Consider the following 20,953-nt stretch of genomic DNA (forward strand, 5'->3'; position numbering starts at 1 on the left):
GCAGCGTCAGCGCGGTTCCTGCTCTTCGCTGTACTGGGTTTGCCACATGGCGGCGTAGCGGCCGTTCGCCGCCAACAGCGCCTCATGCCCCCCGCGCTCGACGATCTCCCCCGCCTCCAGCACGATGATCTCATCGGCGTCCACCACGGTGGAGAGCCGATGGGCGATCACCAACGTGGTGTGGTTGCGGCTCACCTCGCGCAGGTGCCCCTGGATTTCGCGCTCGGTCTGGGTATCCAGCGCGCTGGTCGCCTCGTCGAACACCAGGATGGCCGGATTTTTCAGGATGGTGCGCGCGATCGCCACCCGCTGCTTTTCACCGCCCGACAGCTTCAGCCCGCGCTCGCCCACCCGGGTGTCGTAACCGTCGGGCAGACCGACGATAAAATCATGGATATGCGCCAGCCGCGCCGCACGCTCGATTTCTTCATCGCTGGAGCCGGTTTTGCCATAGCCGATGTTGTAGCGCAGCGTATCGTTGAACAGCACCGTATCCTGCGGCACGATGCCGATCGCCTGCCGCAGACTGGCCTGGGTCAGTTGGCGAATGTCCTGGCCGTCGAGGGTAATGGCGCCGCCCTGCACGTCGTAAAAGCGAAACAGCAGGCGCGACAGCGTGGACTTGCCCGCGCCGGAGGCGCCGACCACCGCCACCGTGTGGCCCGCCGGAATGGTAAAGCTCACCTGCTTGAGGATCGGCCGACGCGTGTCGTAACCGAAGCTGACCGCGTCGAACCGCACTTCGCCGCGCTCGAGGCGCAGCGGCTGCGCATCCGGGCTATCGACGATCTCACGCTTTTCCTGCAGCAGATCGAACATGTTCTCCATGTCGATCAGCGCCTGGCGCACCTCCGAGTAGATAAAGCCGAAGAAGTTCAGCGGCTGGTACAGCTGCAGCAGGTAGGCGTTGACCAGCACGAAGTCGCCGACCGTCATCGTCCCCTGCGTAATGCCCTGCGCCGCCATGGCCATCATGACGATCAGCCCGATCGAGATAATGGCGGTTTGCCCCAGGTTGATCGCGGTAAAACTGAATTGGTTCTTGATGGCGGCGTATTCGTACAGCCGGCGCGACAGATCGAAGCGCTCAGCCTCGAACGCTTCATTGCCGAAGTACTTCACGGTCTCATAGTTCAGCAGGCTGTCGATGGATTTGCTGTTGGCGTCGGCGTTGGCCTTGTTGAGCTCGCGGCGAAAGCGGGTGCGCCAGCTCACCGCCAGCACGGTGAACAGAATGTAGCAGCCGACCGTGGTCAGGATCGCCAACGCGAACCAGCCGTTCAGCATATGCCACATGATCGCCGTGACCAGCGTCAGCTCGAACAGGATCGGCACGATGGAGAACAACAATCGCGACAGCACCGTGGACACCGCCTGGGTGCCGCGCTCGATAGACAGCGACAGCCCGCCGGTCTGGCGCTCCAGATGGAAGCGCAGGCTCAGCGCATGCAGCTGGCGAAACACCCGCACGCCCAACAGGCGCGTGGCGTTCTGGCTGACGTGGATAAACATCACGTTGCGCAGTTCCTCAAACAGCGCGCCGCCCACCCGCGCCACGCCGTAGGCGACGATCAGCCCCAGCGGCACCGCCAGCATTTTCGCCGTCTCGCCGCTCAGCGCATCGACCATCGCTTTGTAGGCCAGCGGCACCAGCGTGGTGCTAACCTTGGCCGCCACCATGAACACGAAGGCCACCACCAGATACCCCCGCAGCCGCGGGTTGTCTTTCGGCCACAGATAGGGCAGCAGGAATTTCAGCAAGCGGGAACGATCCATCATGTAATATTCATCTTCTCGGTCGGGCTCGCGGCGCATGGCCGCGCGGGGGTTATGAGTTTGGCCTGGCCGGCGGCGAACGCCGCAGCCATTCCGTTTTCCTGCGATGGCAACTCAGCATCATCCGTCAGGAGAAGCGGCGGCGACTCGGGCAAAGTTCAGGCATGGAGGAGACAATCACATGGCCCAGACGTATGCAAAGCGCTTTGCGCAGGTCTTTGACTATATCGACCGCCACCTGGACGAGGCGCTTACCGTCGACAAGCTAAGCGAAGTGGCCCATTTTTCGCGCTTTCACTTTCAACGCCAGTTTAGCGCGTATTGCGGCATCTCGGTGTGGCGTTATATCCAGTGGATGAGGCTTAAACGCGCCTCTTACCGCCTGGCGTATAACCCGCTGGAGCCGGTGATTGACATTGCGCTGGACGCCGGCTTTCAAAACCCGGAGTCCTTCAGCCGCGCCTTCAAACAGGCGTTCAGCCAAACGCCGAGCCAGTTTCGCAAACAGCCGACCTGGATCGATTGGCAGCAGCGCTTTCCCGAACCGAAACACAGAAGGAAACACCCCATGAAGGTAGACATTGTCGACTGCCCGGCCACGCCGGTGGCGATGCTCGAACATCGCGGCCCGTCCGCGCTGGTCAATGAAACCGCCGCGCGCTTTATCGAGTGGCGTAAAACCAGCGGCCTGTCGCCGGTCAGAAGCAGCCGCACGTACGGCATCGCGCCGCACGATCCGGCCACCACCGAAGCGCAGGACTTCCGCTTCTACCTCTGCGGGGAGGTCACGGCGCCGATCCCGGAGGACAACGCCTTCGGCGTGGTGAACAGCATGCTGCCGGCCGGACGCTGCGCGGTGCTGCGCCATCTCGGATCGCTGGATGGGCTCTCGGAAAGCGCCCGCTATCTCTACAGCGAGTGGTTGCCGGCCAGCGGCGAGGAACTGCGCGACTTTCCGCTCTATTTCCACTACCACAACTTCGTGCACGAGGTAGCGGAATATGAACTGGTGACCGATCTTTATCTGCCGCTGAAATAGCTGACATCCGGCCCCGCAAGGAGCCTGATTGACGTTAACAGGACGGCGACGATCCCTGCGGCGGCAGATAGCGCTGCGGATCGAGCGCGGTGGCGCGGTAGCGGATCTGGAAATGCAGGAACACCGAATCGGTGCCGGTGCTGCCCATGGTGCCGATCTTCTGCCCCGCTTTCACATCCTGGCCATTGCGCACCAGCGTGGTGTCGTTGTGCGCATAGGCGGTAATAAAGTCTTCGCCGTGCTTAATCATGATCAGGTTGCCGTAGCCGCGCAATTGGTTGCCGACGTACACCACTTTGCCCTTGGCGGAAGCATAGATCGGCTGGCCGCGTTTACCGGCGATGTCGATGCCCTTGTTGCCGCCATCGGCATTGGAGTACGCCTGCACGATCCGGCCGCTGGTCGGCCAGCGCCAGCAACGTGCGGCGCCCGGCGGCGGCGTTTGCTTGGCGATCGCGGCGGAAGACGAGGATGTTTTACGGCGCGTAGCGGCGGTTTTGGTCGGCGCACTGCCGCTCAGCCGCAGTTTTTGCCCCACTTCCAGATTATAGGGCGGGCGTATCTTGTTGATTCTGGCCAGATCGCCGACTTCGCTGTCGGTGATCCAGGCGATGTAGTACAGCGTATCGCCCCGTTTGACGGTGTAGGACTTGCCGGTGTAGCTGCCCTTCGGCAGTTTGTCGTAGTCGCGGTTGTAGGTGTTTTTACCCGAACACCCGGCCAACAGCAGCCCCAATGTCAGACACACCGCGATGCGGCGCCACCTTGCCAGCTTGCTTCCTGTGCTCAAATCCTGTCCCCAATCGTCTTTCGGTTCTGATACGCGTCAGCCGCACAGTGTAACATTTGCGCCGGGTCAGTCAAAAACCCCCAGACGGTCTATGCTAAACAGGTAAGGATGACTGATTAATTACCCAACGACGAAATGGAGTACTGTCATGTTGAACCTCGACCGCAATAATCTGCCCCTCCTGAGCGAAGAGCTGCTCAAAAAGCAACGCACCACCCTGCTGATCATCGCCTTCCTGCTGCTGGCGGGCGGCATACTGTGCCTGGTGAATCCTTTCGCCTCCGGCGCAGCGCTGAGCATCGTAGTGGGCATCCTGCTGCTGTTGAGCGGCGCCGGGCTGATTATCGCCATGATAGCCAACCGGGCGCAGAATACCTGGCCGATGATCGGCGGCATTCTGCTGGGCGTGGCCTACCTGATTATCGGCTATGTGTTCATCACCAGCCCGCTGGCGGGCATTCTGGCGCTGGCGGTCTACCTCGCCGTGCTGTTTGCGCTCGGCGGCATCGCGCGCCTGGCAGCAGGCTATATGCGCCGAGGCCTGCCGGGCAACTGGCTGCAGTTCGTCATCGGCGTGCTCGATTTGATCATCGCCTGGATGCTGATCGGCTCAGGCCCGGCGGCGTCGGTGACGCTGGTGACGGCGATCGTCGGCATCGAGATGCTGGTCAGTTCCTTTGCCCTGTTCCAGGCTGCGAATCTGTTTAAACGCGCCTGATCGTAACGGCCCGCCGACGGCGGGCCGCCATCCCCTCCCCATTTGCAAACAAAACAAGGCGATACCCCCTCAGCTTGTCCGTGGTTATCTTCATCGGTAAGTGCCAATATAGGCGAAGACAAGGGAGCTGAAACCGATGACAACCCATTCCAAACCGTTGAACTCGCGGGAAGTCTGCCTGCAATTACGCCACTTCAACCAGGTAATCGGGCAACAATGCCGCAATATGGCACGCCAAAAAACCGCTTGCCCGTGCTGCCTGACGGACATCGCCACCGGCTGCGACGCCGGTATCAAACTGTGTGGACAGCAGTTGGCCAAACCCAACCCGCAAACCCCGTTATTCCGGCAGATTCGCAACCTGCTGCTCGACCTGCGCGCAGAAGCGATAGGGGTTCACAGAATAGACGTCCTGAACCGCACCAATAACGAAATCTCCTGGCTGTTGCGCGAGCTTTATTTCGAGACATTCTGAACACGAGGGCCGCGCGCCCATCGCTTGATACCTGCCGGTGCGGGCAAGATGCCGCACCGTTTCACCGCCGCACCAGCCGACTTTTCGCCACGTTATCTTTTTGCGTTCTCCCCACTTTACGACCGCCATCACACCTCGCCAACCCCACATTGCGTTGGTTATAGAGTCGTCTACAATTCAATCGAATTACCCCCTACAACATCAGAAATTATTATTATTAGAGGTGATTATGTTACAGAAACACGAAAACGTAATAAGTATGACTGTACTAAGCCCGCAAGCCACCCAAGAGCTGATGCCCTCATTTTCTTCCTTGCCCCACACGCAACATGCCGACGGCAAATATCGCCTGCGCCGTTATTCCGTCGTGAAATACCTCAACCCCAACATCGCCGAAGTGGGGCCGCGTACCTTCATGCAGTCGGATCAGATCAACCATTTCCAGGGCAACGTGGTGCGCCGCTTCGAGCCTATCGACAGCGCCGTGCTGCAGAGCGCCGGCATGGCGGAGATGTGCAACCTGTTTGCCGAAAATAACGAACTGCCGGAAGGCGCCGAAATAGAGATCCACCAGATGCGCGTGGTCGCCATCCAAAAAGATACGCTGGTGGCGCCGGAAGGCATTCACCAGGACGGTTTCGACCATATCGCGATGATCGCCATTCACCGCCACAATATCGTCGGCGGCGAAATCATGCTGTACGACGACAGCCGCCACGATCCTTTCTTCAAAAAAGCGCTGGCCGACGGTGAAGCCGTGCTGTTGGCGGACAGTAAACTGTGGCACAACGCCACGCCGATCAATACCGTAAGCCCGAATGAAGAAGGCTATCTGGATCTCTTCGTCCTCACCGCTCGGGGAGAGAAAGCATGACCTTTACCCCCGAGCTCGCCCGACGCCAGTTCAGCGCCCTGTCCCGGCAGATCGACGGCAAACCGGCGATCTTTTTCGACGGCCCCGGCGGTGCGCAAGTTTCCCGGGGCGTGCTGGAAAAAATGACCGACTACCTGGGGAAGTACAACGCCAACCTGGGCGGGCACTATTTCTCCAGCCGGGTTACCGGCGAGGTGATGAGCCAGGCGCGCGAATCGGTGCGCGCCTTGTTAAATGCGCCGTCGCCCGACAACATCGTCTTCGGCATGAACATGACCACGCTGACCTTTCATCTCAGCCGCATCATCAGTCGCGATTGGCGGGACGGCGATGAGGTCATCGTCACCGCGCTGGATCACTACGCCAACGTCTCCAGCTGGCAGCAGGCCGCCGCCGACAAAGGCGCCGTGGTGCATCAGATAGCGCTGGAGAGCGCCGATTGTTCTCTCGACGCGGCAAAAGTGTGCGCGCGCATCAACGCCAACACGCGTCTGGTGGCGGTCAGCTACGCGTCCAACGTCACCGGCAGCATCGTCGATATCAAAACCATCGTTGAAGCCGCGCATCGGGTGGGCGCGCAGGTGTATGTCGACGCCGTTCATTACGCGCCGCATAACCTGATCGACGTGCAGGCGTTGGGATGTGACTTCCTGGTGTGCTCCGCCTACAAATTCTTTGGCCCGCACGTCGGCATGGCCTACATCGCGCCGCAGTGGCTGCAGCGCCTGCGGCCGTACAAAGTCGAGCCGGCCACCGACGTCGGCCCCGGCCGTTTCGAGACCGGCACGCAGAGCTTCGAAGCGCTGGCCGGCGTCGCGGCCGCTATCGAGTATTTGGCGCAGTGGGGCACGCCCGGCGCGCCGTTAAGGCAGCGCTTGCAGGAGAGCTTCGCCGCCTACCACCGGCATGAAGAGGCGCTGTGCCGCCACTTTTTGCAACGGCTGCAGCAACTCGACGGCGTGCGGCTCTACGGCAATCCGCAGGCGGACAGCGCACGCCGCACGCCGACCTTCGCCCTGACCTTCAGCGGCCAGGCGCCCGACGCGATCGCCCGACGGCTGGGGCACCACAACATCTGCGCCGGCAGCGGACATTTCTATGCGCTGGGCCTGATTCAGCAACTGGGGCTGCAGGACGGCGGCGTGCTGCGCATCGGCATGATGCACTACAACACCCTTGATGAGATCGATACGCTGTTTGAAATACTCGCCAAGGAGATCCTCGGTTAATGCGCCATAACGGCCCGCCCGGTTTTCCGGCGGGCCACACCGCATAAATAGCCGTGCGTCTCGCCGGAGGCGTTAAACGTGAATAACGCTCCCCCTGTTTGAGGGGTTGGGTAGAATAGGCGGGATTTTTTTGAAAAGGGATTTTTACGTTGAGAAAATATGCCGTTATCACCGCCGGGTTGATGATGTCTTCCTGCGCCACGCCGGAAAAGTGGGAAGCGCAAACGGCGGCTCCGACACCCCTTGAAGCCGCCAGAGCAAGCTGCCGACAAGAAGCCGAACAACGCTATCCCGTGAGCCTGTCTTTAGACACCCGCTCGCCTGTATTCTCCTCCATGAATATCAACGGTGCGGATATCCCCAATACTCACGGCGTCGTTTTTCCTTCGGACCGTAATGAAATGCGCAGAAAAGAACACGTTAATGCCTGCATGAAATTGGAGGGATGGGAAAATAAGAATAAGGTGACGGGGTTATTGGCCTTTTTATTTAACTAACGGCAACGTGAATTATTCGGAATTACCGCGTAAAGACAGCGGTAATTCCGCTCTATAGAGCGGCGCCGGCCTCCTGCGCCAGCCCGACTATTTTGCTACGATATTACAGTCACCACCTTTCCTCCATTCAGGGCGATAATCAAACAAATGGAATAAATCAATTTATGAGTGAGAAAGACACCTCCTTAAATAAGCCGCAAAGCCATATCAACAAAGCGGTATTCTTCACCTCTGCAGTCCTCATTTTTCTTCTGGTCGCCTTCGCCGCCTTTTTCCCCGACGTCGCTGACAAAAACTTCAAGCTTCTGCAGCAACAAATCTTCACCAACGCCAGCTGGTTTTATATTTTGGCCGTGGCGCTCATATTGCTCAGCGTGACGTTTCTGGGGCTTTCTCGTTACGGCGACATCAAACTTGGCCCCGATCATGCGCAACCCGATTTTCGCTATCACTCCTGGTTTGCCATGCTGTTTTCGGCGGGGATGGGCATTGGTCTGATGTTCTTCGGCGTGGCAGAACCGGTTATGCACTATCTCTCGCCGCCGGTCGGCACGCCCGAGAGCATCGAGGCGGCCAAACAAGCCATGCGCCTGACCTTTTTCCACTGGGGGCTGCATGCCTGGGCGATCTACGCCATCGTGGCGTTGATTCTGGCCTTCTTCAGCTATCGGCATGGCCTGCCGTTGACCCTGCGCTCCGCGCTTTATCCGATCATCGGCGATCGCATTTATGGCCCTATCGGCCACGCCGTCGATATCTTCGCCGTCATCGGCACCGTATTCGGGGTCGCGACCTCGCTGGGTTATGGCGTATTGCAAGTCAACGCCGGGCTTAACCACCTGTTTGGCGTGCCAATCAACGAAACCGTTCAGGTGATATTAATCGTGGTGATTACCGGGCTGGCCACCATTTCCGTGGTTTCCGGGCTGGAGAAGGGCATACGCTTTCTGTCGGAGCTGAACCTCAGCCTGGCGCTGTTGCTCCTGGCCTTGGTCTTGCTGTTGGGGCCAACCGTTTTGCTGTTGAAATCCTTTGTGGAAAATACCGGCGGCTATCTGTCCGAGCTGGTCAGCAAAACCTTCAACCTGTATGCCTATGAACCCAAATCCAGCAACTGGCTAGGCGGATGGACGCTGCTCTACTGGGGGTGGTGGCTCTCCTGGTCGCCTTTCGTCGGGATGTTCATCGCACGGGTTTCCCGCGGCCGAACCATCCGCGAATTTGTCACGGGCGTGCTGTTCGTCCCTGCCGGCTTCACCCTCATGTGGATGACCGTGTTCGGCAACAGCGCCATTTACCTCATCATGGAAAAGGGCGCGACAGATCTCGCCGCTACGGTACAACAAGACGTGGCCTTGGCGTTGTTTAACTTCCTGGAGCATTTCCCATTCTCCAGCGTGCTTTCGTTTATCGCCATGGCGATGGTTATCGTCTTTTTTGTCACGTCCGCCGACTCCGGCGCCATGGTCGTGGATACCCTGGCTTCAGGCGGCTCCAGCAACACGCCGGTATGGCAACGCATTTTCTGGGCATCGCTGATGGGCATCGTCGCCATCGCCTTGCTGATCGCCGGGGGGCTCAGCGCGCTGCAAACCGTCACCATCGCCAGCGCGCTGCCTTTCTCGGCCATCTTGCTGATATCCATTTACGGTTTGCTTAAGGCGCTGCGTCGCGATCTGACCAAGCGCGACAGCCAGAATATGGCCACCATCGCCCCTACCGCCGCCCGCAATCCTATCCCCTGGCAGCGCAGGCTGCGTAATATCGCTTATTTGCCAAAGCGCTCGCTGGTTAAGCGCTTTATGGACGAAGTCATCCAGTCGGCCATGACGCTGGTGCAGGAGGAGCTGAGTAAGCAAGGCACGCTCAGCAGCATCAACACCGGCGCGGAAGATCGCATTCGTTTCGAGGTTGATTTAGGCGATGAGCTTAACTTTATCTATGAAGTCAGACTGCGCGGCTACAGCTCGCCGACCTTCGCCCTGGCCGGGCTGGATAATGATGAACAGCAAGCCGAGCAGCACAAATATTATCGCGCGGAGATCTACCTGAAAGAAGGCGGCCAGAACTACGATGTCATGGGCTGGAATCAGGAGCAGTTGATCAACGATATTCTCGACCAGTACGAAAAGCATCTGCATTTCTTGCATCTGGTGCGCTGAATGCCGACATGCCGTCCCCAGGGGCGGCATTTTTTTGCCCTGCTTTCTTCACCACGGCGCTGACACAAGTTTGGGTCGCCGTTCACCTCGTTTATTCCCCCTAGGGAAGGACATAATCCATCGTGTAGCGGTGCGTGCCTTGGTCGATCTCGATAGTCATCGAACCACTCAATTGCGTCAGCTCGCCCGTCCCGGAATCGGGGACGACCGTCAACTGCAGCGACGAAACCCCACGGTTCATGGTGCCGCTGTGCTGTAACACGAAGCTGCCCTTGTGGCCATGCAAGGTCCCCGTTACGCGCTCCATTGCCACATAACCGGCGGAGCCATGCGCATCCATGCGTACAGCCAGCATTTCTCCGAGGCTGGCCGCAGTCAGGTCACCATGAAATTGCTTATCAATCGTCATCCGACTGAGCTTGGCCGTCTCAATTTCGGCCGTTGCGGTTTGCGGCGTCAATTTGATGTCGAATGTTCCTGTCGCATGCATTTTACAAACCCCTTTGTTAAGGTTGATGACACAGACGCATCGGTGCGCGCTGCGTTCCTGGCAATGGCCGCGGCAAAGATTAAACGCGCCCATACAGATCAATCTGTCGAGTTATAAAATCGTCATTATCTTCCAGCAGCTATCGCGGCGCATAACGCGGCGCGAAGACATATGTGAATGTATCAGGAGCGACCAGGTAGATGATTGCAAAAACGCGACAAGTCGCCCCGCATGACGGTAGCTCAAGATGACGGCCGGGAATGCCAAACCGCGCGGAGTGCTGCATCCGCAGCCGACGCAAAGTCAGTTTATACACGAGCGCCACTCGCCATCAGCTGCGTTGGCCGATCTGGTCGAGCACTACTGGTGCGTGCGCTGGGATCTGCGGGAGTTACCGCCTCAGCGGCAAGCGACGCTGCCCCACCCCAACGTACATCTGGTGATCGAACGGAATGAATCATACGTTTACGGCGTTCACACCGATCGCTTCGAGCGGCTCCTTGAAGGGCGAGGCTTCGCCTTCGGCATCAAGTTTAAGCCGGGCGGCTTCCATCCCTTTCTGCAAGCGCCCATATCGACGCTCGCGAACCGCTCGATGCCTGCGCAGACCGTGTTTGGCGCTGATTGCCAGTCGCTGGCGACGCGTATCGCCACGTGCGCTACGACGAGTGCGATGACGCTCGTGGCGGAGGCTTTCCTGCTGGCGCAGCGGCCCCAACCCGATCCTAACGTCGCGCGAGCGAACAGGCTCGTGGCCGCTATCGCCGACAACCTTGGCATAACGTCGGTAAACCAATTGCTGGGCACTGCGGCGATAGACAAACGCGCGCTACAGAGGCTATTTCATAAATACGTAGGCGTCGGCCCCAAATGGGTGATCCAACGCTATCGTCTGCATGAAGCCATCGCGCAACTGCAGGCTCACGCGCCTCGCGATTGGAGCAGGCTGGCGCTGGAATTGGGCTATTTTGATCAGGCCCATTTCGCTCGCGATTTTCGCGCTCTGGTGGGCCAGTCGCCCAGCGAGTATGTCAGGTCCCTGCACGCGGAGAATAACGGCATACAGGCGGCCTTTGCCAAACGCTGACCTGCTTTATTGAGAGACAAGGCGCAATGTCAGAATGACTTCGGCGAGATGAGTGCCAGAGGCTGAAACGGGAAATAACGCGTGCTGTGAACGTGTAAGACGAAGGAGTAAACGGGCTTGGAGCGGGTGAAGGGAATCGAACCCTCGTATGCAGCTTGGGAAGCTGCCGTTCTACCATTGAACTACACCCGCATCGGTGTGCGACAGGCATTATAACCGGTTATCGGCGGCGGGCAAGCGGAGATGGCGCGTAACTGTCGATGTTTTAAGCGGTTAAGTCCTGCAGACGAAAAAAAACCGGCGCAGTTGCCCGCACCGGTTGTTGCACGCTAAACGCGATTATTTCTGCGGGCGCATCGCCGGGAACAGAATCACGTCGCGGATGGTGTGGCTGTTGGTGAACAGCATCACCATGCGGTCGATGCCGATGCCCAGACCGGCGGTCGGCGGCAGGCCGTGCTCCAGCGCGGTGACGTAGTCTTCGTCGTAGAACATCGCTTCGTCGTCGCCGGCGTCTTTGGCGTTCACCTGATCGGCAAAGCGCTGCGCCTGGTCTTCGGCGTCGTTCAGCTCGGAGAAGCCGTTGCCGATTTCACGGCCGCCGATGAAGAACTCGAAACGGTCGGTGATTTCCGGGTTCACGTCGTTGCGGCGCGCCAGCGGCGACACTTCAGCCGGGTACTCGGTGATGAAGGTCGGCTGAATCAGATGGCTTTCCGCCACTTCTTCGAAGATCTCGGTCACGACGCGGCCCAGGCCCCAGCTCTTCTCAACCTTGATGCCGATGGATTCCGCGATGGCCACCGCTTTGCCCATGTCGGCCAGGTCAGCCAGATCGGTTTCCGGACGGTATTTCTTGATCGCCTCGGTCATGGTCAGCTTCTCGAACGGCTTGCCGAAGTCGAACACTTCGTCGCCGTACTGCACCTGAGAGGTGCCCAGCACTTTCTCGGTCAGGGTGCGGAACAGCGTCTCGGTCAGCTCGATCAGGTCTTTGTAATCCGCGTAAGCCATGTAGAGTTCCATCATGGTGAACTCTGGGTTGTGACGCGGAGAAACGCCTTCGTTGCGGAAGTTGCGGTTGATTTCGAACACGCGCTCAAAGCCGCCGACCACCAGACGCTTCAGATACAGTTCCGGCGCGATGCGCAGGTACATGTCGATATCCAGCGCATTGTGGTGGGTGATGAACGGACGCGCCGACGCGCCACCCGGGATCACCTGCATCATCGGGGTTTCGACTTCCATGAAGCCGCGTTCCACCATGAAGTTACGGATAGCCGACATCACCTGAGAACGCACCTTGAAGGTGTTGCGCGACTCTTCGTTGGCGATCAGATCCAGGTAACGCTGGCGGTAACGGGTTTCCTGATCCGCCAGGCCGTGGAATTTGTCCGGCAGCGGACGCAGCGCTTTGGTCAGCAGACGCAGTTCGGTGCAGTGGATCGACAGTTCGCCGGTCTTGGTTTTGAACAGCTTGCCGCGCGCGCCGAGGATATCGCCCAGGTCCCACTTCTTGAACTGCTCGTTGTACACGCCTTCAGCCAGATCGTCGCGCGCGACGTACAGCTGAATGCGGCCGCCCACGTCCTGCAGCGTAACGAAAGATGCCTTGCCCATAATGCGGCGGGTCATCATGCGGCCGGCGACGGTCACTTCTACGCCCAGCGCTTCCAGCTCTTCGTTGTCTTTATCGCCGTACGCGGCGTGCAGTTTGTCGGAGGTGGAGTCGCGACGGAAGTCGTTCGGGAACGCAATGCCGTTCTCACGCAGGCCGGCCAGTTTCTCGCGGCGGGACTGCAGCTCGTTATTGAGATCCAGCGCCTGATCGGCGCCCTGTACTTGTTGTTCAGACATTTCTATTCCTCATAACCCGGCTTTCAAACTTGCCTCAATGAATTTATCCAGGTCGCCATCCAGTACGGCCTGCGTGTTACGCGTTTCGACGTTGGTGCGCAAATCCTTGATGCGGGAGTCATCCAGCACGTAAGAACGGATTTGGCTGCCCCAGCCGATGTCGGACTTGTTGTCTTCCATCGCCTGTTTATCAGCATTTTTCTTTTGCATCTCAAACTCGTACAGCTTGGCTCGCAGCTGTTTAAACGCTTGATCCTTGTTCTTATGCTGAGAACGATCGTTCTGGCACTGCACCACGATGTTGGTTGGCAGGTGAGTAATACGTACGGCGGATTCGGTTTTGTTGACGTGCTGACCGCCCGCACCGGAGGCGCGGTACACGTCGATGCGCAGATCCGCCGGGTTGATATCGATGTCGATATCGTCGTCCACTTCCGGGTAGATGAACACCGAGCTGAACGAGGTGTGGCGACGGCCGCCGGAGTCGAACGGGCTCTTGCGCACCAGGCGGTGAACGCCGGTTTCAGTGCGCAACCAGCCGAACGCGTAGTCGCCGATGATCTTGATGGTGGCCGATTTCAGGCCCGCAACGTCGCCGTCGGACTCTTCGATCACTTCGGTCTTGAAGCCCTTGGCTTCGGCCCAGCGCAGGTACATGCGCAGCAGCATGCTGGCCCAGTCTTGCGCTTCGGTGCCGCCGGAGCCGGCCTGAATGTCCAGATAGCAGTCGGCGCTGTCGTATTCGCCAGAGAACATGCGGCGGAATTCCAGCTGCTCGAGCTTGGCGATCAGTTGATCGAGTTCGGCGACCGCTTCGTTGAAGGTCTCTTCATCGTCGGCTTCCACCGCCAGCTCCAGCAGACCGCTGACGTCTTCGCTGCCCTGCTGCAGGTGATCGATGGTTTCAACGATGGCTTCCAGCGCGGCGCGCTCTTTGCCGAGCGCCTGTGCGCGCTCCGGTTCGTTCCAAACGTCCGGCTGCTCCAGCTCGGCGTTGACTTCTTCTAGGCGTTCCTTCTTGGCATCATAGTCAAAGATACCCCCTAAGAACCGCAGTCCGCTCGGACAGGTCCTGAATTCGGTTTTTTACCGGGTTAATTTCAAACATGGTTTTGCGTTCTTTTACGTTGATGTCGTCGATGGCGGAATGCCATTGGAACCGCTAATTCTAACGGATCCGGGCGGCAGTTTATAGCGAGTTGGTCAGTTTTTGTGGCGATCGGGAAGGATGCCGGGGATTGGAGAGCCCAATCCCCGAGTTGTGTTCAATTTCGCCTCAGCGCGGCCAAAGGTGCTGGATCAGCAGTTGCACGTTGCGGTTGCCGCGAAACTCGTTGACGTCGAGTTTGTAGGCCAGTTCCACTTCGCGCACGCTGCTGTCCGGCCACAGCGTGGTGTCCACGTTGAACGCGATGCCGTCGAGCAACGGGCCGCCGCCAAGCGGTTCCACCATCAGCTTCAGGTGTTTCTCACCCACCAGCCGCTGCTGCAGGATGCGGAACTTGCCGTCGAAGGTCGGTTCCGGGAACGCCTGGCCCCACGGGCCGCCCTCGCGCAGCAGCTCCGCCGTCGTCAACGACAGCTCCTGCATCGCCAGTTCGCCATCGGACCAGATCACCCCTTCCAACATCGCCGGATCGAGCCATTCGCCCACCAGCTCGCCGAAACGCTGGCGGAACTCGTCGAATTTAGCCTCTTCCAGCGACAGCCCGGCCGCCATCGCGTGGCCGCCGAACTTCATCATCAGCCCGGGGTTCAGCATATCCAGCCGCTCCAGCGCGTCGCGCATGTGCAAGCCGGGCACCGAACGGCCGGAGCCTTTCAGGATGCCGTCGCCCGCCGGCGCGAAAGCGATCACCGGACGGTGGAAACGCTCTTTGATGCGCGAAGCGAGGATGCCCACCACGCCCTGATGCCATTCCGGATGATACATCGCCAGCCCGTAAGGCAGCTCGGTGCTGGTGCGCTCCAGCTGATCGCACAGCTGCAGGGCTTCCACCTGCATGCCCTGCTCTATCTCGCGTCGCGCCTGGTTCAGCGCATCGAGATCGTTGGCCAGCATGCGCGCCTGCGCGATGTCGTCGCTCAGCAGCAGCGCCACACCGATCGACATGTCGTCCAGCCTGCCGGCGGCGTTGAGCCGCGGGCCGAGGGCGAAACCGAGATCGTTGGCCGCCAGTTGGCGGGCGTCGCGGTTGGCCACTTCGAGCAGCGCGCGGATGCCCGGTCGGCATTTGCCGGCGCGGATGCGGTTTAATCCCTGATACACCAGAATACGGTTGTTGGCGTCCAGCGGCACCACGTCGGCCACGGTGCCGAGCGCCACCAGATCCAGCAGTTCCGCCAGATTCGGCATCGCCAGCGTGCGCTGCTCGAACCAGCCGCTGTCCCGCAGCCGGGCGCGCAGCGCCAGCATCAGGTAGAACGCCACGCCTACCCCCGCCAGCGATTTGGACGGGAAGGCGCAGCCGCGCAGGTTGGGGTTAACGATCGCTTCAGCCGCCGGCAGGGTCTCGCCCGGCAGGTGGTGATCGGTCACCAGCACCTGCATGCCTTTGGCGTGCGCCACGTCGACGCCGGCGTGGGAGGAGATGCCGTTATCGACGGTAACAATGAGTTCTGCGCCGCGCGCCGCCGCCTGCTCCACCACTTCGGGGCTCAGGCCGTAACCGTCTTCGAAACGGTTAGGCACCAGATAATCGACGGCTGCGCCGCCCATGCTGCGCAGCGCCAGCACCGTCAGCGCGGTGCTGGTGGCGCCATCGGCGTCGAAATCGCCCACCACCATGATGCGGCGACCGTCGGCCAGCGCTTGCTGCAACAGGCTGACGGCGTCGTCGATGCCGTCCAGCTGTTGCCAGGGCAGCATGCCTTTGACGCCGCGCTCCAGCTCTTGCTCAGCCTGCACGCCGCGCAGGGCGTAAAGCCGACGCAGAAGCGGCGGTAAACTGGCGGGCAGATGCGTGTCGTCCGCCGCCGGGCGGCGGCGTAGTTGCGTTTTGATACTCACCGGCGATTAACCACCGGCTTTGGTGGCGGCCTGATGCGCGTCCAGCATGGCGGCCATCTCTTTCGGCCCCTGATAGCCCGGGATCATCATGCCGTTTTCCAGGATGATGGCCGGCGTGCCCTGAATGCCGAACTGCACGCCCAGCTCGTAATGCTTGCTGATGTCGGTTTTGCAGGTCGCCGGAGAAACGGCGTCGCCCTTCATGGCGGCGTCGAACGCCTTGGCCTTGTCGGCGGTGCACCAGATCGACTGCATGTCTTTTTCAGCCTGGGAAGCCAGCCCCTGGCGCGGGAACGCCAGGTAACGCACGGTAATGCCCAGATCGTTGTACTCTTTCATCTGCTGATGCAGTTTGTGACAGTAACCGCAGGTGATATCGGTGAACACGGTGATCACGTGTTTCTCTTTCGGCGCTTTGTAAACGATCATCTGATCTTTCAGCGCTTCCATCTTGGTGCTCAGCAGTTGGTTGGTCACGTTGACCGGCTCTTTGCCGCTAACGTCGAACAGCGGGCCCTGCAGGATGTGCTTGCCGTCTTCGGAGGCGTACAGCACGCCGCTGTCGGTCAGCACGGTTTTCAGGCCGTTGACCGGCGAAGGCTGCACGTCCGCCTGCTGAATGCCCAGGCTGGCGAGCGCTTTTTTGATCGCCGCGTCATCGGCATGGGCGGCGCCGGCCACCGAAGCCACCAGCAGAGAGAGCAGCATTAAACCTTTTTTCATTGTTCCAATCCTTTCGAACCCGCCGCTCAGGCGCGCGGGTGATGCTGTTGATGTAGCTGTTTCAGTCGTTCGGTCGCTACATGAGTATAAATTTGCGTGGTCGAGAGATCGCTGTGGCCTAACAACATCTGTACGACACGGAGATCGGCCCCATGGTTCAGCAAATGGGTGGCGAACGCGTGCCGCAACACGTGCGGCGACAGACGCTCGCTGTCGATGCCCGCAAGGATGGCATAGTGTTTGATGCGATGCCAGAACGTCTGTCGGGTCATTTGCTGACACCGGTTGCTGGGGAACAGCACATCCAGCGTCTGGCCGTTGACCAGCCACGGGCGACCGTGCTCCAGATAATTTTCTATCCAGTAGACCGCTTCTTCGCCCAGCGGCACCAGCCGCTCCTTGTTGCCCTTGCCGATCACCCGCACCACGCCCTGACGCAGGCTGACGTCGCTGATGTTCAACCCCACCAGCTCAGAGACCCGCAGCCCGGTCGCGTACAACACCTCGAGCATCGCCTTGTCGCGCAGCTCCAGCGGCTGATCGACGCAGGGCGCCTGCAGCAGCGCATCGACCTGCGCCTCGCTCAGATCCTTCGGCAAACGCTGCGGCAACTTCGGGGAAGCCAGCTGCGCGGTGGGATCGTCGGCGCGCAGCTTTTCGCGGTACAGATACTGAAACAGGCGACGCATGGCGCTCAGCAAGCGCGCGGAGCTGGTGGCCTTGTAGCCGCCGTCCACCCGCTCGGCGAGAAACGCCTGCAGATCCAAGGCCTGCGCCTGCAGCAAGTCGGTGTTTTGCTGGCCAAGCCAGGCGCCCAGGGCCTGCAAATCCAGCCGGTAGGAGGCCAGCGTATTTTCCGCCAGATTGCGCTCAAGCCACAGCGCATCCAGGAATTGCTCAATCAGCGCATTGTCTTGCTGTTGCACGCGGTCCTCTCTTCGTTGCATTTCCACCCGCGCCATTATGCCTTAAGCCGACGCAAATCAGGTATACTCGCTGCAATTCTCTAAACAGCAACGTAACGGTTTACACATGAAGATTGGTCTGTTTTACGGCTCCAGCACCTGCTACACCGAGATGGCGGCAGAAAAAATCCGTGAGATTCTGGGTGAAGACCTGGTCGACCTGCACAACCTGAAAGACGTCTCGCCCAAGCTGATGGAGGACTATTCCATTCTCATCCTCGGCATCCCGACCTGGGATTTCGGCGAACTGCAGGAAGACTGGGAAGCGATCTGGCCGCAGCTGCCGGCGCTGGATCTGAAAGGCAAGATCGTCGCCATGTACGGCATGGGCGATCAGCTCGGTTACGGCGAGTGGTTCCTCGACGCGCTGGGTATGCTGCACGATCACATCGCGCCGCTGGGCGTGCAGTTCATCGGCTTCTGGCCAACGGAGGGCTTCGAGTTCACCAGCCCCAAACCGCTGAGCGCCGACGGCAAACACTTCGTCGGCCTGGCGCTCGATGAGGTCAACCAATACGATCTGAGCGAAGAGCGCCTGCAGCAATGGTGCGAACAGATCCTGTTGGAGATGGAGCCGCTGCTGTAGCCGCTATCGGGCGATCTTCCCCAAACGCCGAGCGCCGGCGACATGATTCGCGCCGGCGCCCCCTATCAGTCTTGTTCGCCGTCACCCGCCGGCGGATACAACAACAGCTGCCGCAGGTGGCGCCACTCCTCTTTGCTCATGCAGTCGGAAGCCAGCCACAGCCGACGGCGCTTTTTGCCCTCCATAGGCTGTAGCGTCAGCAGCAGGCCGTAGCCCGGCATCCAGGGCTTTTTCGCCAGCCGCCATTCTCGGCCGTGCCAGCTGAAACGCCTGTCCGCCAGCAGCCGCAGTTCACCCTGCACCGCAGCGATGCGCTTCTGGCTGCGAATGCACTGAAACACCACCAGCGTCAGCAACACCAGCCAGAGCGGACCAAAGCCTTCCGGCCAGGGCGAAATCAGGATCAGCAGGATCAGGACGCCGTGGGTCAACAGAGAGAACAGCTGGGTGCGCCAGGAAATGCGGATATCACATCGCCACTGGGCCACGATCTTTATTTCGCGTTTGGATCAGGGTCACCATTCTTTGCAGCTCGCTGTCCTGCGGCGCGCCATGATTCATCAGCCAGTTGAACAAATCGGGATCGTCGCACTCGAGCAGACGGATGAACAGTGCCTTGTCCGCGTCATTCAGGCTGTCGTATTCGTATTCGAAGAACGGCATGATGGAGATGTCCAGCTCGCGCATGCCACGACGGCAAGCCCAGTGAATACGTGCTTTGTTGTTAATATCCATGTTGTTATGACTCACCTCTTTTCAGCGCGGCAGCGCCAGCGCAGGGTTCAAATGACACACTGTATGGCAACGCCGTCGCAATATAATTCCATCAACCGGGGATCTGTCTGCAAGGGTGCCCTGGCCGCAAGCCTATAGAGTAACAATTTGACATACACGCCGGGAAGGCGCTTTGTGGCGGAAAACGCAATAAAGCGCAAAATGCCAAAAAAAGCGCCCCCCGGCGCCGCGGCGCGAATAACAGTTTGCAAAGCCCGCCGCCTCTTTTACCATGGGTTCAATACCCTTCAGGTAAGCTAAACGTTGAGCAGGAACTTACTATGGCGCATAACATTCCATTCCCACCCCGTCAGCCCTCCGCTTCCACCCATCTGCCCCTGACGCTGATCTCGCTGGAAGATTGGGCGCTGGTGACGCTGAACGGGCCGGACGCGGTGAAATATCTCCAGGGCCAGGTGACGGCGGACATCGACGCGCTGGCGGCCGATCAACACGTGCTGTGCGCCCACTGCGACGCCAAGGGCAAAATGTGGAGCAACCTGCGTCTGTTCCACCGTGGCGAAGGCTTCGCCTATCTGGAGCGCCGCAGCGTGCTGGACAGCCAACTGGCTGAAATCAAAAAATATGCGGTGTTTTCCAAAGTCACCATCGCCGCCGATAATGACGCGGTATTGCTGGGGGTCGCCGGTTTCCAGGCGCGCGCCGCGCTGGCGGGCCTGTTCGCCACGCTGCCGAGTGCCGAGCACCCGGTGGTGCAGGAAGGCGAAACCACGCTGCTGCACTTCGCTGCGCCGGCGGAACGTTTTCTGCTGGTGACCCGCCCCGCCGTGGCCGAACAGCTGATCGGCAAACTGCATGATCAGGCGGAACTGAATGACAGCAGCCAGTGGCTGGCGCTGGAGATCGAAGCCGGTTATCCGATTATCGACGCCGCCAACAGCGCGCAGCTGATCCCGCAGGCCACCAACCTGCAGGCGCTGGAAGGCATCAGCTTCAGCAAGGGCTGCTATACCGGCCAGGAGATGGTGGCGCGCGCCAAATTCCGCGGCGCCAACAAACGCGCGCTCTACTGGCTGGAAGGTAAAGCCGCTCGCGCCCCGCAGGCGGCGGAAGATCTGGAGCTGCAGCTGGGTGAAAACTGGCGCCGCACCGGCACCGTACTGGCGTCGAGCCAATTGGCCGACGGCACGCTGTGGGTGCAGGTGGTAATGAACAACGATTTGGACGCCGACAGCAAGCTGCGGGTGCGCGACGATGCCGCCAGCCAGTTGGCGATCAAACCGTTGCCCTACTCGCTGGCCGAAGAGAAATAATTCGTCGGCCGCAGGCGCCCTGCCTGCGGCCATCTTCGTTACTCGTCCAACTCCCCGTCGCGCTGCACCAGATAAATCAGCACCAAAATGATGGTGATGAAGAAACGAAAGGCATCGGGAACGCCGTTCCACTGCTTCGACATCCACATGCCGAACCACTCGCCGCCTATCGACATGAAACCGACCTGCCAGGTGAGGAAGCCCAGCGTCAGGCCGACCACCGCCAGCTTTTTGCGGCCGTTAAAGGCCCAGGCGGGCAGTTTCAGGCCGCCCAACAGTCGCAGGCCGCCGATCCAGCACAGCAGCGCGGTCAGGCTTTCCAGCGCGATGATGAAAATATAACCGGCGTGATGCAGCCACGGCGTCTGTATCGAGCGATAGCCGATGGTGGCGTCGGGGAAAATCGTGTCCATCATAAAGACATGGCGCACAAAGGCGAAGTTGGAGCCGTAGTCGGTGATGTTGCCGAAGGCGACCAGCGAAGCGAACAAGGCGATAGCGCAGACCAGCAGCGCTTTGGATAAGCGAACGATCATCTTGGTGAGTCCTGAACAGAGGTTAAAGAAACGGTATGCGGGCTCAGAAATGAAGGAACGGGCTTGCTGGATACCCGAAAGAAGCAAGCGC

21 protein-coding genes and 1 tRNA gene are annotated in these 20,953 nt (G+C 59.8%); 10 read left to right on the forward strand and 12 right to left on the reverse strand.

The features are described from left to right. Positions 1-6: 6 nt before the first annotated feature. A complete protein-coding gene (locus ACJ8IP_RS21835) occupies positions 7-1,776 on the reverse strand; it encodes an ABCB family ABC transporter ATP-binding protein/permease (RefSeq protein WP_033644936.1) in 1,770 nt (589 codons plus the stop codon). Between the two features lie 181 nt (positions 1,777-1,957). Between ACJ8IP_RS21835 and ACJ8IP_RS21840 the strand changes: the two genes are divergently transcribed. Continuing rightward, positions 1,958-2,815: an AraC family transcriptional regulator gene (locus tag ACJ8IP_RS21840; RefSeq protein ID WP_442524523.1), complete on the forward strand. Its 858-nt coding sequence runs from the start codon at positions 1,958-1,960 to the stop codon at positions 2,813-2,815. A 34-nt stretch (positions 2,816-2,849) separates the two neighbouring features. Here ACJ8IP_RS21840 and actS read toward each other — a convergent pair whose 3' ends face one another. Beyond that, entirely contained in the window at positions 2,850-3,605 is a 756-nt protein-coding gene (gene actS / locus ACJ8IP_RS21845; protein WP_164107274.1) for an amidase activator ActS, read from the reverse strand. A 148-nt stretch (positions 3,606-3,753) separates the two neighbouring features. Here actS and ACJ8IP_RS21850 point away from each other — a divergent pair, with 148 nt between their 5' ends. The 6 genes from ACJ8IP_RS21850 (at position 3,754) to ACJ8IP_RS21875 (ending at position 9,560) form a co-directional block, all read left to right on the forward strand. Beyond that, positions 3,754-4,323, forward strand: coding sequence for an HdeD family acid-resistance protein (locus ACJ8IP_RS21850; protein ID WP_033644791.1), 570 nt, complete (start codon positions 3,754-3,756; stop codon positions 4,321-4,323). Between the two features lie 136 nt (positions 4,324-4,459). After that, positions 4,460-4,798, forward strand: a complete 339-nt coding sequence (locus ACJ8IP_RS21855; RefSeq protein WP_033644790.1) for a hypothetical protein — start codon at positions 4,460-4,462, stop codon at positions 4,796-4,798. A gap of 259 nt (positions 4,799-5,057) precedes the next feature. Next, entirely contained in the window at positions 5,058-5,672 is a 615-nt protein-coding gene (locus tag ACJ8IP_RS21860; RefSeq protein WP_223524591.1) for a 2OG-Fe dioxygenase family protein, read from the forward strand. Beyond that, complete coding sequence (locus tag ACJ8IP_RS21865) at positions 5,669-6,901, forward strand: cysteine desulfurase-like protein (RefSeq protein WP_089192220.1); 1,233 nt, start codon at positions 5,669-5,671, stop codon at positions 6,899-6,901. Before ACJ8IP_RS21860 ends, ACJ8IP_RS21865 begins: the two co-directional genes overlap by 4 nt. Before the next feature lie 149 nt (positions 6,902-7,050). Next, positions 7,051-7,398: a hypothetical protein gene (locus ACJ8IP_RS21870; RefSeq protein WP_233092766.1), complete on the forward strand. Its 348-nt coding sequence runs from the start codon at positions 7,051-7,053 to the stop codon at positions 7,396-7,398. A 164-nt stretch (positions 7,399-7,562) separates the two neighbouring features. Beyond that, positions 7,563-9,560, forward strand: coding sequence for a BCCT family transporter (locus ACJ8IP_RS21875; RefSeq protein ID WP_033644786.1), 1,998 nt, complete (start codon positions 7,563-7,565; stop codon positions 9,558-9,560). A gap of 100 nt (positions 9,561-9,660) precedes the next feature. On the opposite strand, the gene ACJ8IP_RS21880 is transcribed toward ACJ8IP_RS21875, so the two are convergent. After that, the gene (locus tag ACJ8IP_RS21880; RefSeq protein ID WP_164107275.1) at positions 9,661-10,050 is read right to left on the reverse strand and encodes a DUF3224 domain-containing protein; all 390 of its coding nucleotides are present in this window, start codon (positions 10,048-10,050) and stop codon (positions 9,661-9,663) included. A gap of 247 nt (positions 10,051-10,297) precedes the next feature. Here ACJ8IP_RS21880 and ACJ8IP_RS21885 point away from each other — a divergent pair, with 247 nt between their 5' ends. Beyond that, positions 10,298-11,137: a helix-turn-helix domain-containing protein gene (locus ACJ8IP_RS21885; protein ID WP_072627050.1), complete on the forward strand. Its 840-nt coding sequence runs from the start codon at positions 10,298-10,300 to the stop codon at positions 11,135-11,137. A gap of 118 nt (positions 11,138-11,255) precedes the next feature. On the opposite strand, the gene ACJ8IP_RS21890 is transcribed toward ACJ8IP_RS21885, so the two are convergent. The 6 genes from ACJ8IP_RS21890 to xerD all read right to left on the reverse strand — a co-directional run bounded on the left by ACJ8IP_RS21890 (position 11,256) and on the right by xerD (position 17,653). Beyond that, positions 11,256-11,329 (reverse strand) — tRNA-Gly (locus tag ACJ8IP_RS21890). A 147-nt stretch (positions 11,330-11,476) separates the two neighbouring features. Beyond that, positions 11,477-12,994, reverse strand: a complete 1,518-nt coding sequence (lysS, locus tag ACJ8IP_RS21895; protein ID WP_004931697.1) for a lysine--tRNA ligase — start codon at positions 12,992-12,994, stop codon at positions 11,477-11,479. 9 nt (positions 12,995-13,003) lie between these two features. Further along, a protein-coding gene (prfB, locus tag ACJ8IP_RS21900) for a peptide chain release factor 2 (RefSeq protein WP_099783420.1) occupies positions 13,004-14,102 on the reverse strand; the annotation gives its coding sequence in 2 pieces (ribosomal slippage) (positions 13,004-14,026 and positions 14,028-14,102; 1,098 coding nt in all). Positions 14,103-14,270: 168 nt separating this feature from the next. Further along, on the reverse strand, positions 14,271-16,004 hold the full coding sequence (recJ, locus tag ACJ8IP_RS21905; protein ID WP_164107276.1) for a single-stranded-DNA-specific exonuclease RecJ: 1,734 nt from the start codon (positions 16,002-16,004) through the stop codon (positions 14,271-14,273). Positions 16,005-16,010: 6 nt separating this feature from the next. Continuing rightward, the gene (dsbC, locus tag ACJ8IP_RS21910) at positions 16,011-16,727 is read right to left on the reverse strand and encodes a bifunctional protein-disulfide isomerase/oxidoreductase DsbC (RefSeq protein WP_042785306.1); all 717 of its coding nucleotides are present in this window, start codon (positions 16,725-16,727) and stop codon (positions 16,011-16,013) included. Between the two features lie 26 nt (positions 16,728-16,753). After that, a complete protein-coding gene (gene xerD / locus ACJ8IP_RS21915; RefSeq protein ID WP_033644935.1) occupies positions 16,754-17,653 on the reverse strand; it encodes a site-specific tyrosine recombinase XerD in 900 nt (299 codons plus the stop codon). A gap of 106 nt (positions 17,654-17,759) precedes the next feature. Here xerD and fldB point away from each other — a divergent pair, with 106 nt between their 5' ends. Then, positions 17,760-18,278, forward strand: coding sequence for a flavodoxin FldB (gene fldB, locus ACJ8IP_RS21920; protein WP_033635825.1), 519 nt, complete (start codon positions 17,760-17,762; stop codon positions 18,276-18,278). Between the two features lie 65 nt (positions 18,279-18,343). Here fldB and ACJ8IP_RS21925 read toward each other — a convergent pair whose 3' ends face one another. Both ACJ8IP_RS21925 and sdhE read right to left on the reverse strand, forming a co-directional pair. Then, entirely contained in the window at positions 18,344-18,766 is a 423-nt protein-coding gene (locus ACJ8IP_RS21925; protein ID WP_042785308.1) for a protein YgfX, read from the reverse strand. Beyond that, positions 18,747-19,013 carry an FAD assembly factor SdhE gene (sdhE, locus tag ACJ8IP_RS21930; RefSeq protein WP_019455657.1) on the reverse strand — a complete coding sequence of 89 codons (267 nt, stop codon included), beginning with the start codon at positions 19,011-19,013 and terminating at the stop codon, positions 18,747-18,749. The genes ACJ8IP_RS21925 and sdhE overlap by 20 nt, the downstream gene beginning before the upstream one ends. A gap of 320 nt (positions 19,014-19,333) precedes the next feature. Between sdhE and ygfZ the strand changes: the two genes are divergently transcribed. Next, on the forward strand, positions 19,334-20,326 hold the full coding sequence (gene ygfZ, locus ACJ8IP_RS21935) for a tRNA-modifying protein YgfZ (protein ID WP_047573794.1): 993 nt from the start codon (positions 19,334-19,336) through the stop codon (positions 20,324-20,326). 38 nt (positions 20,327-20,364) lie between these two features. On the opposite strand, the gene ACJ8IP_RS21940 is transcribed toward ygfZ, so the two are convergent. Next, on the reverse strand, positions 20,365-20,862 hold the full coding sequence (locus ACJ8IP_RS21940; RefSeq protein WP_164107277.1) for a DUF2165 family protein: 498 nt from the start codon (positions 20,860-20,862) through the stop codon (positions 20,365-20,367). Positions 20,863-20,953: the final 91 nt, after the last annotated feature.

This window comes from Serratia sp. CY52157 (assembly GCF_052168495.1).
Classification (GTDB): domain Bacteria; phylum Pseudomonadota; class Gammaproteobacteria; order Enterobacterales; family Enterobacteriaceae; genus Serratia; species Serratia ureilytica.

Bases quoted from the DNA above. Each gene is read 5' to 3' on its own strand.
- ACJ8IP_RS21835 (WP_033644936.1), bottom strand. From the start codon at position 1,776: ATGGATCGTTCCCGCTTGCTGAAATTCCTGCTGCCCTATCTGTGGCCG.
- ACJ8IP_RS21840 (WP_442524523.1), top strand. From the start codon at position 1,958: ATGGCCCAGACGTATGCAAAGCGCTTTGCGCAGGTCTTTGACTATATC.
- ACJ8IP_RS21850 (WP_033644791.1), top strand. From the start codon at position 3,754: ATGTTGAACCTCGACCGCAATAATCTGCCCCTCCTGAGCGAAGAGCTG.
- ACJ8IP_RS21855 (WP_033644790.1), top strand. From the start codon at position 4,460: ATGACAACCCATTCCAAACCGTTGAACTCGCGGGAAGTCTGCCTGCAA.
- ACJ8IP_RS21860 (WP_223524591.1), top strand. From the start codon at position 5,058: ATGACTGTACTAAGCCCGCAAGCCACCCAAGAGCTGATGCCCTCATTT.
- ACJ8IP_RS21865 (WP_089192220.1), top strand. From the start codon at position 5,669: ATGACCTTTACCCCCGAGCTCGCCCGACGCCAGTTCAGCGCCCTGTCC.
- ACJ8IP_RS21875 (WP_033644786.1), top strand. From the start codon at position 7,563: ATGAGTGAGAAAGACACCTCCTTAAATAAGCCGCAAAGCCATATCAAC.
- ACJ8IP_RS21880 (WP_164107275.1), bottom strand. From the start codon at position 10,050: ATGCATGCGACAGGAACATTCGACATCAAATTGACGCCGCAAACCGCA.
- ACJ8IP_RS21885 (WP_072627050.1), top strand. From the start codon at position 10,298: ATGACGGCCGGGAATGCCAAACCGCGCGGAGTGCTGCATCCGCAGCCG.
- lysS (WP_004931697.1), bottom strand. From the start codon at position 12,994: ATGTCTGAACAACAAGTACAGGGCGCCGATCAGGCGCTGGATCTCAAT.
- dsbC (WP_042785306.1), bottom strand. From the start codon at position 16,727: ATGAAAAAAGGTTTAATGCTGCTCTCTCTGCTGGTGGCTTCGGTGGCC.
- fldB (WP_033635825.1), top strand. From the start codon at position 17,760: ATGAAGATTGGTCTGTTTTACGGCTCCAGCACCTGCTACACCGAGATG.
- sdhE (WP_019455657.1), bottom strand. From the start codon at position 19,013: ATGGATATTAACAACAAAGCACGTATTCACTGGGCTTGCCGTCGTGGC.
- ygfZ (WP_047573794.1), top strand. From the start codon at position 19,334: ATGGCGCATAACATTCCATTCCCACCCCGTCAGCCCTCCGCTTCCACC.
- ACJ8IP_RS21940 (WP_164107277.1), bottom strand. From the start codon at position 20,862: ATGATCGTTCGCTTATCCAAAGCGCTGCTGGTCTGCGCTATCGCCTTG.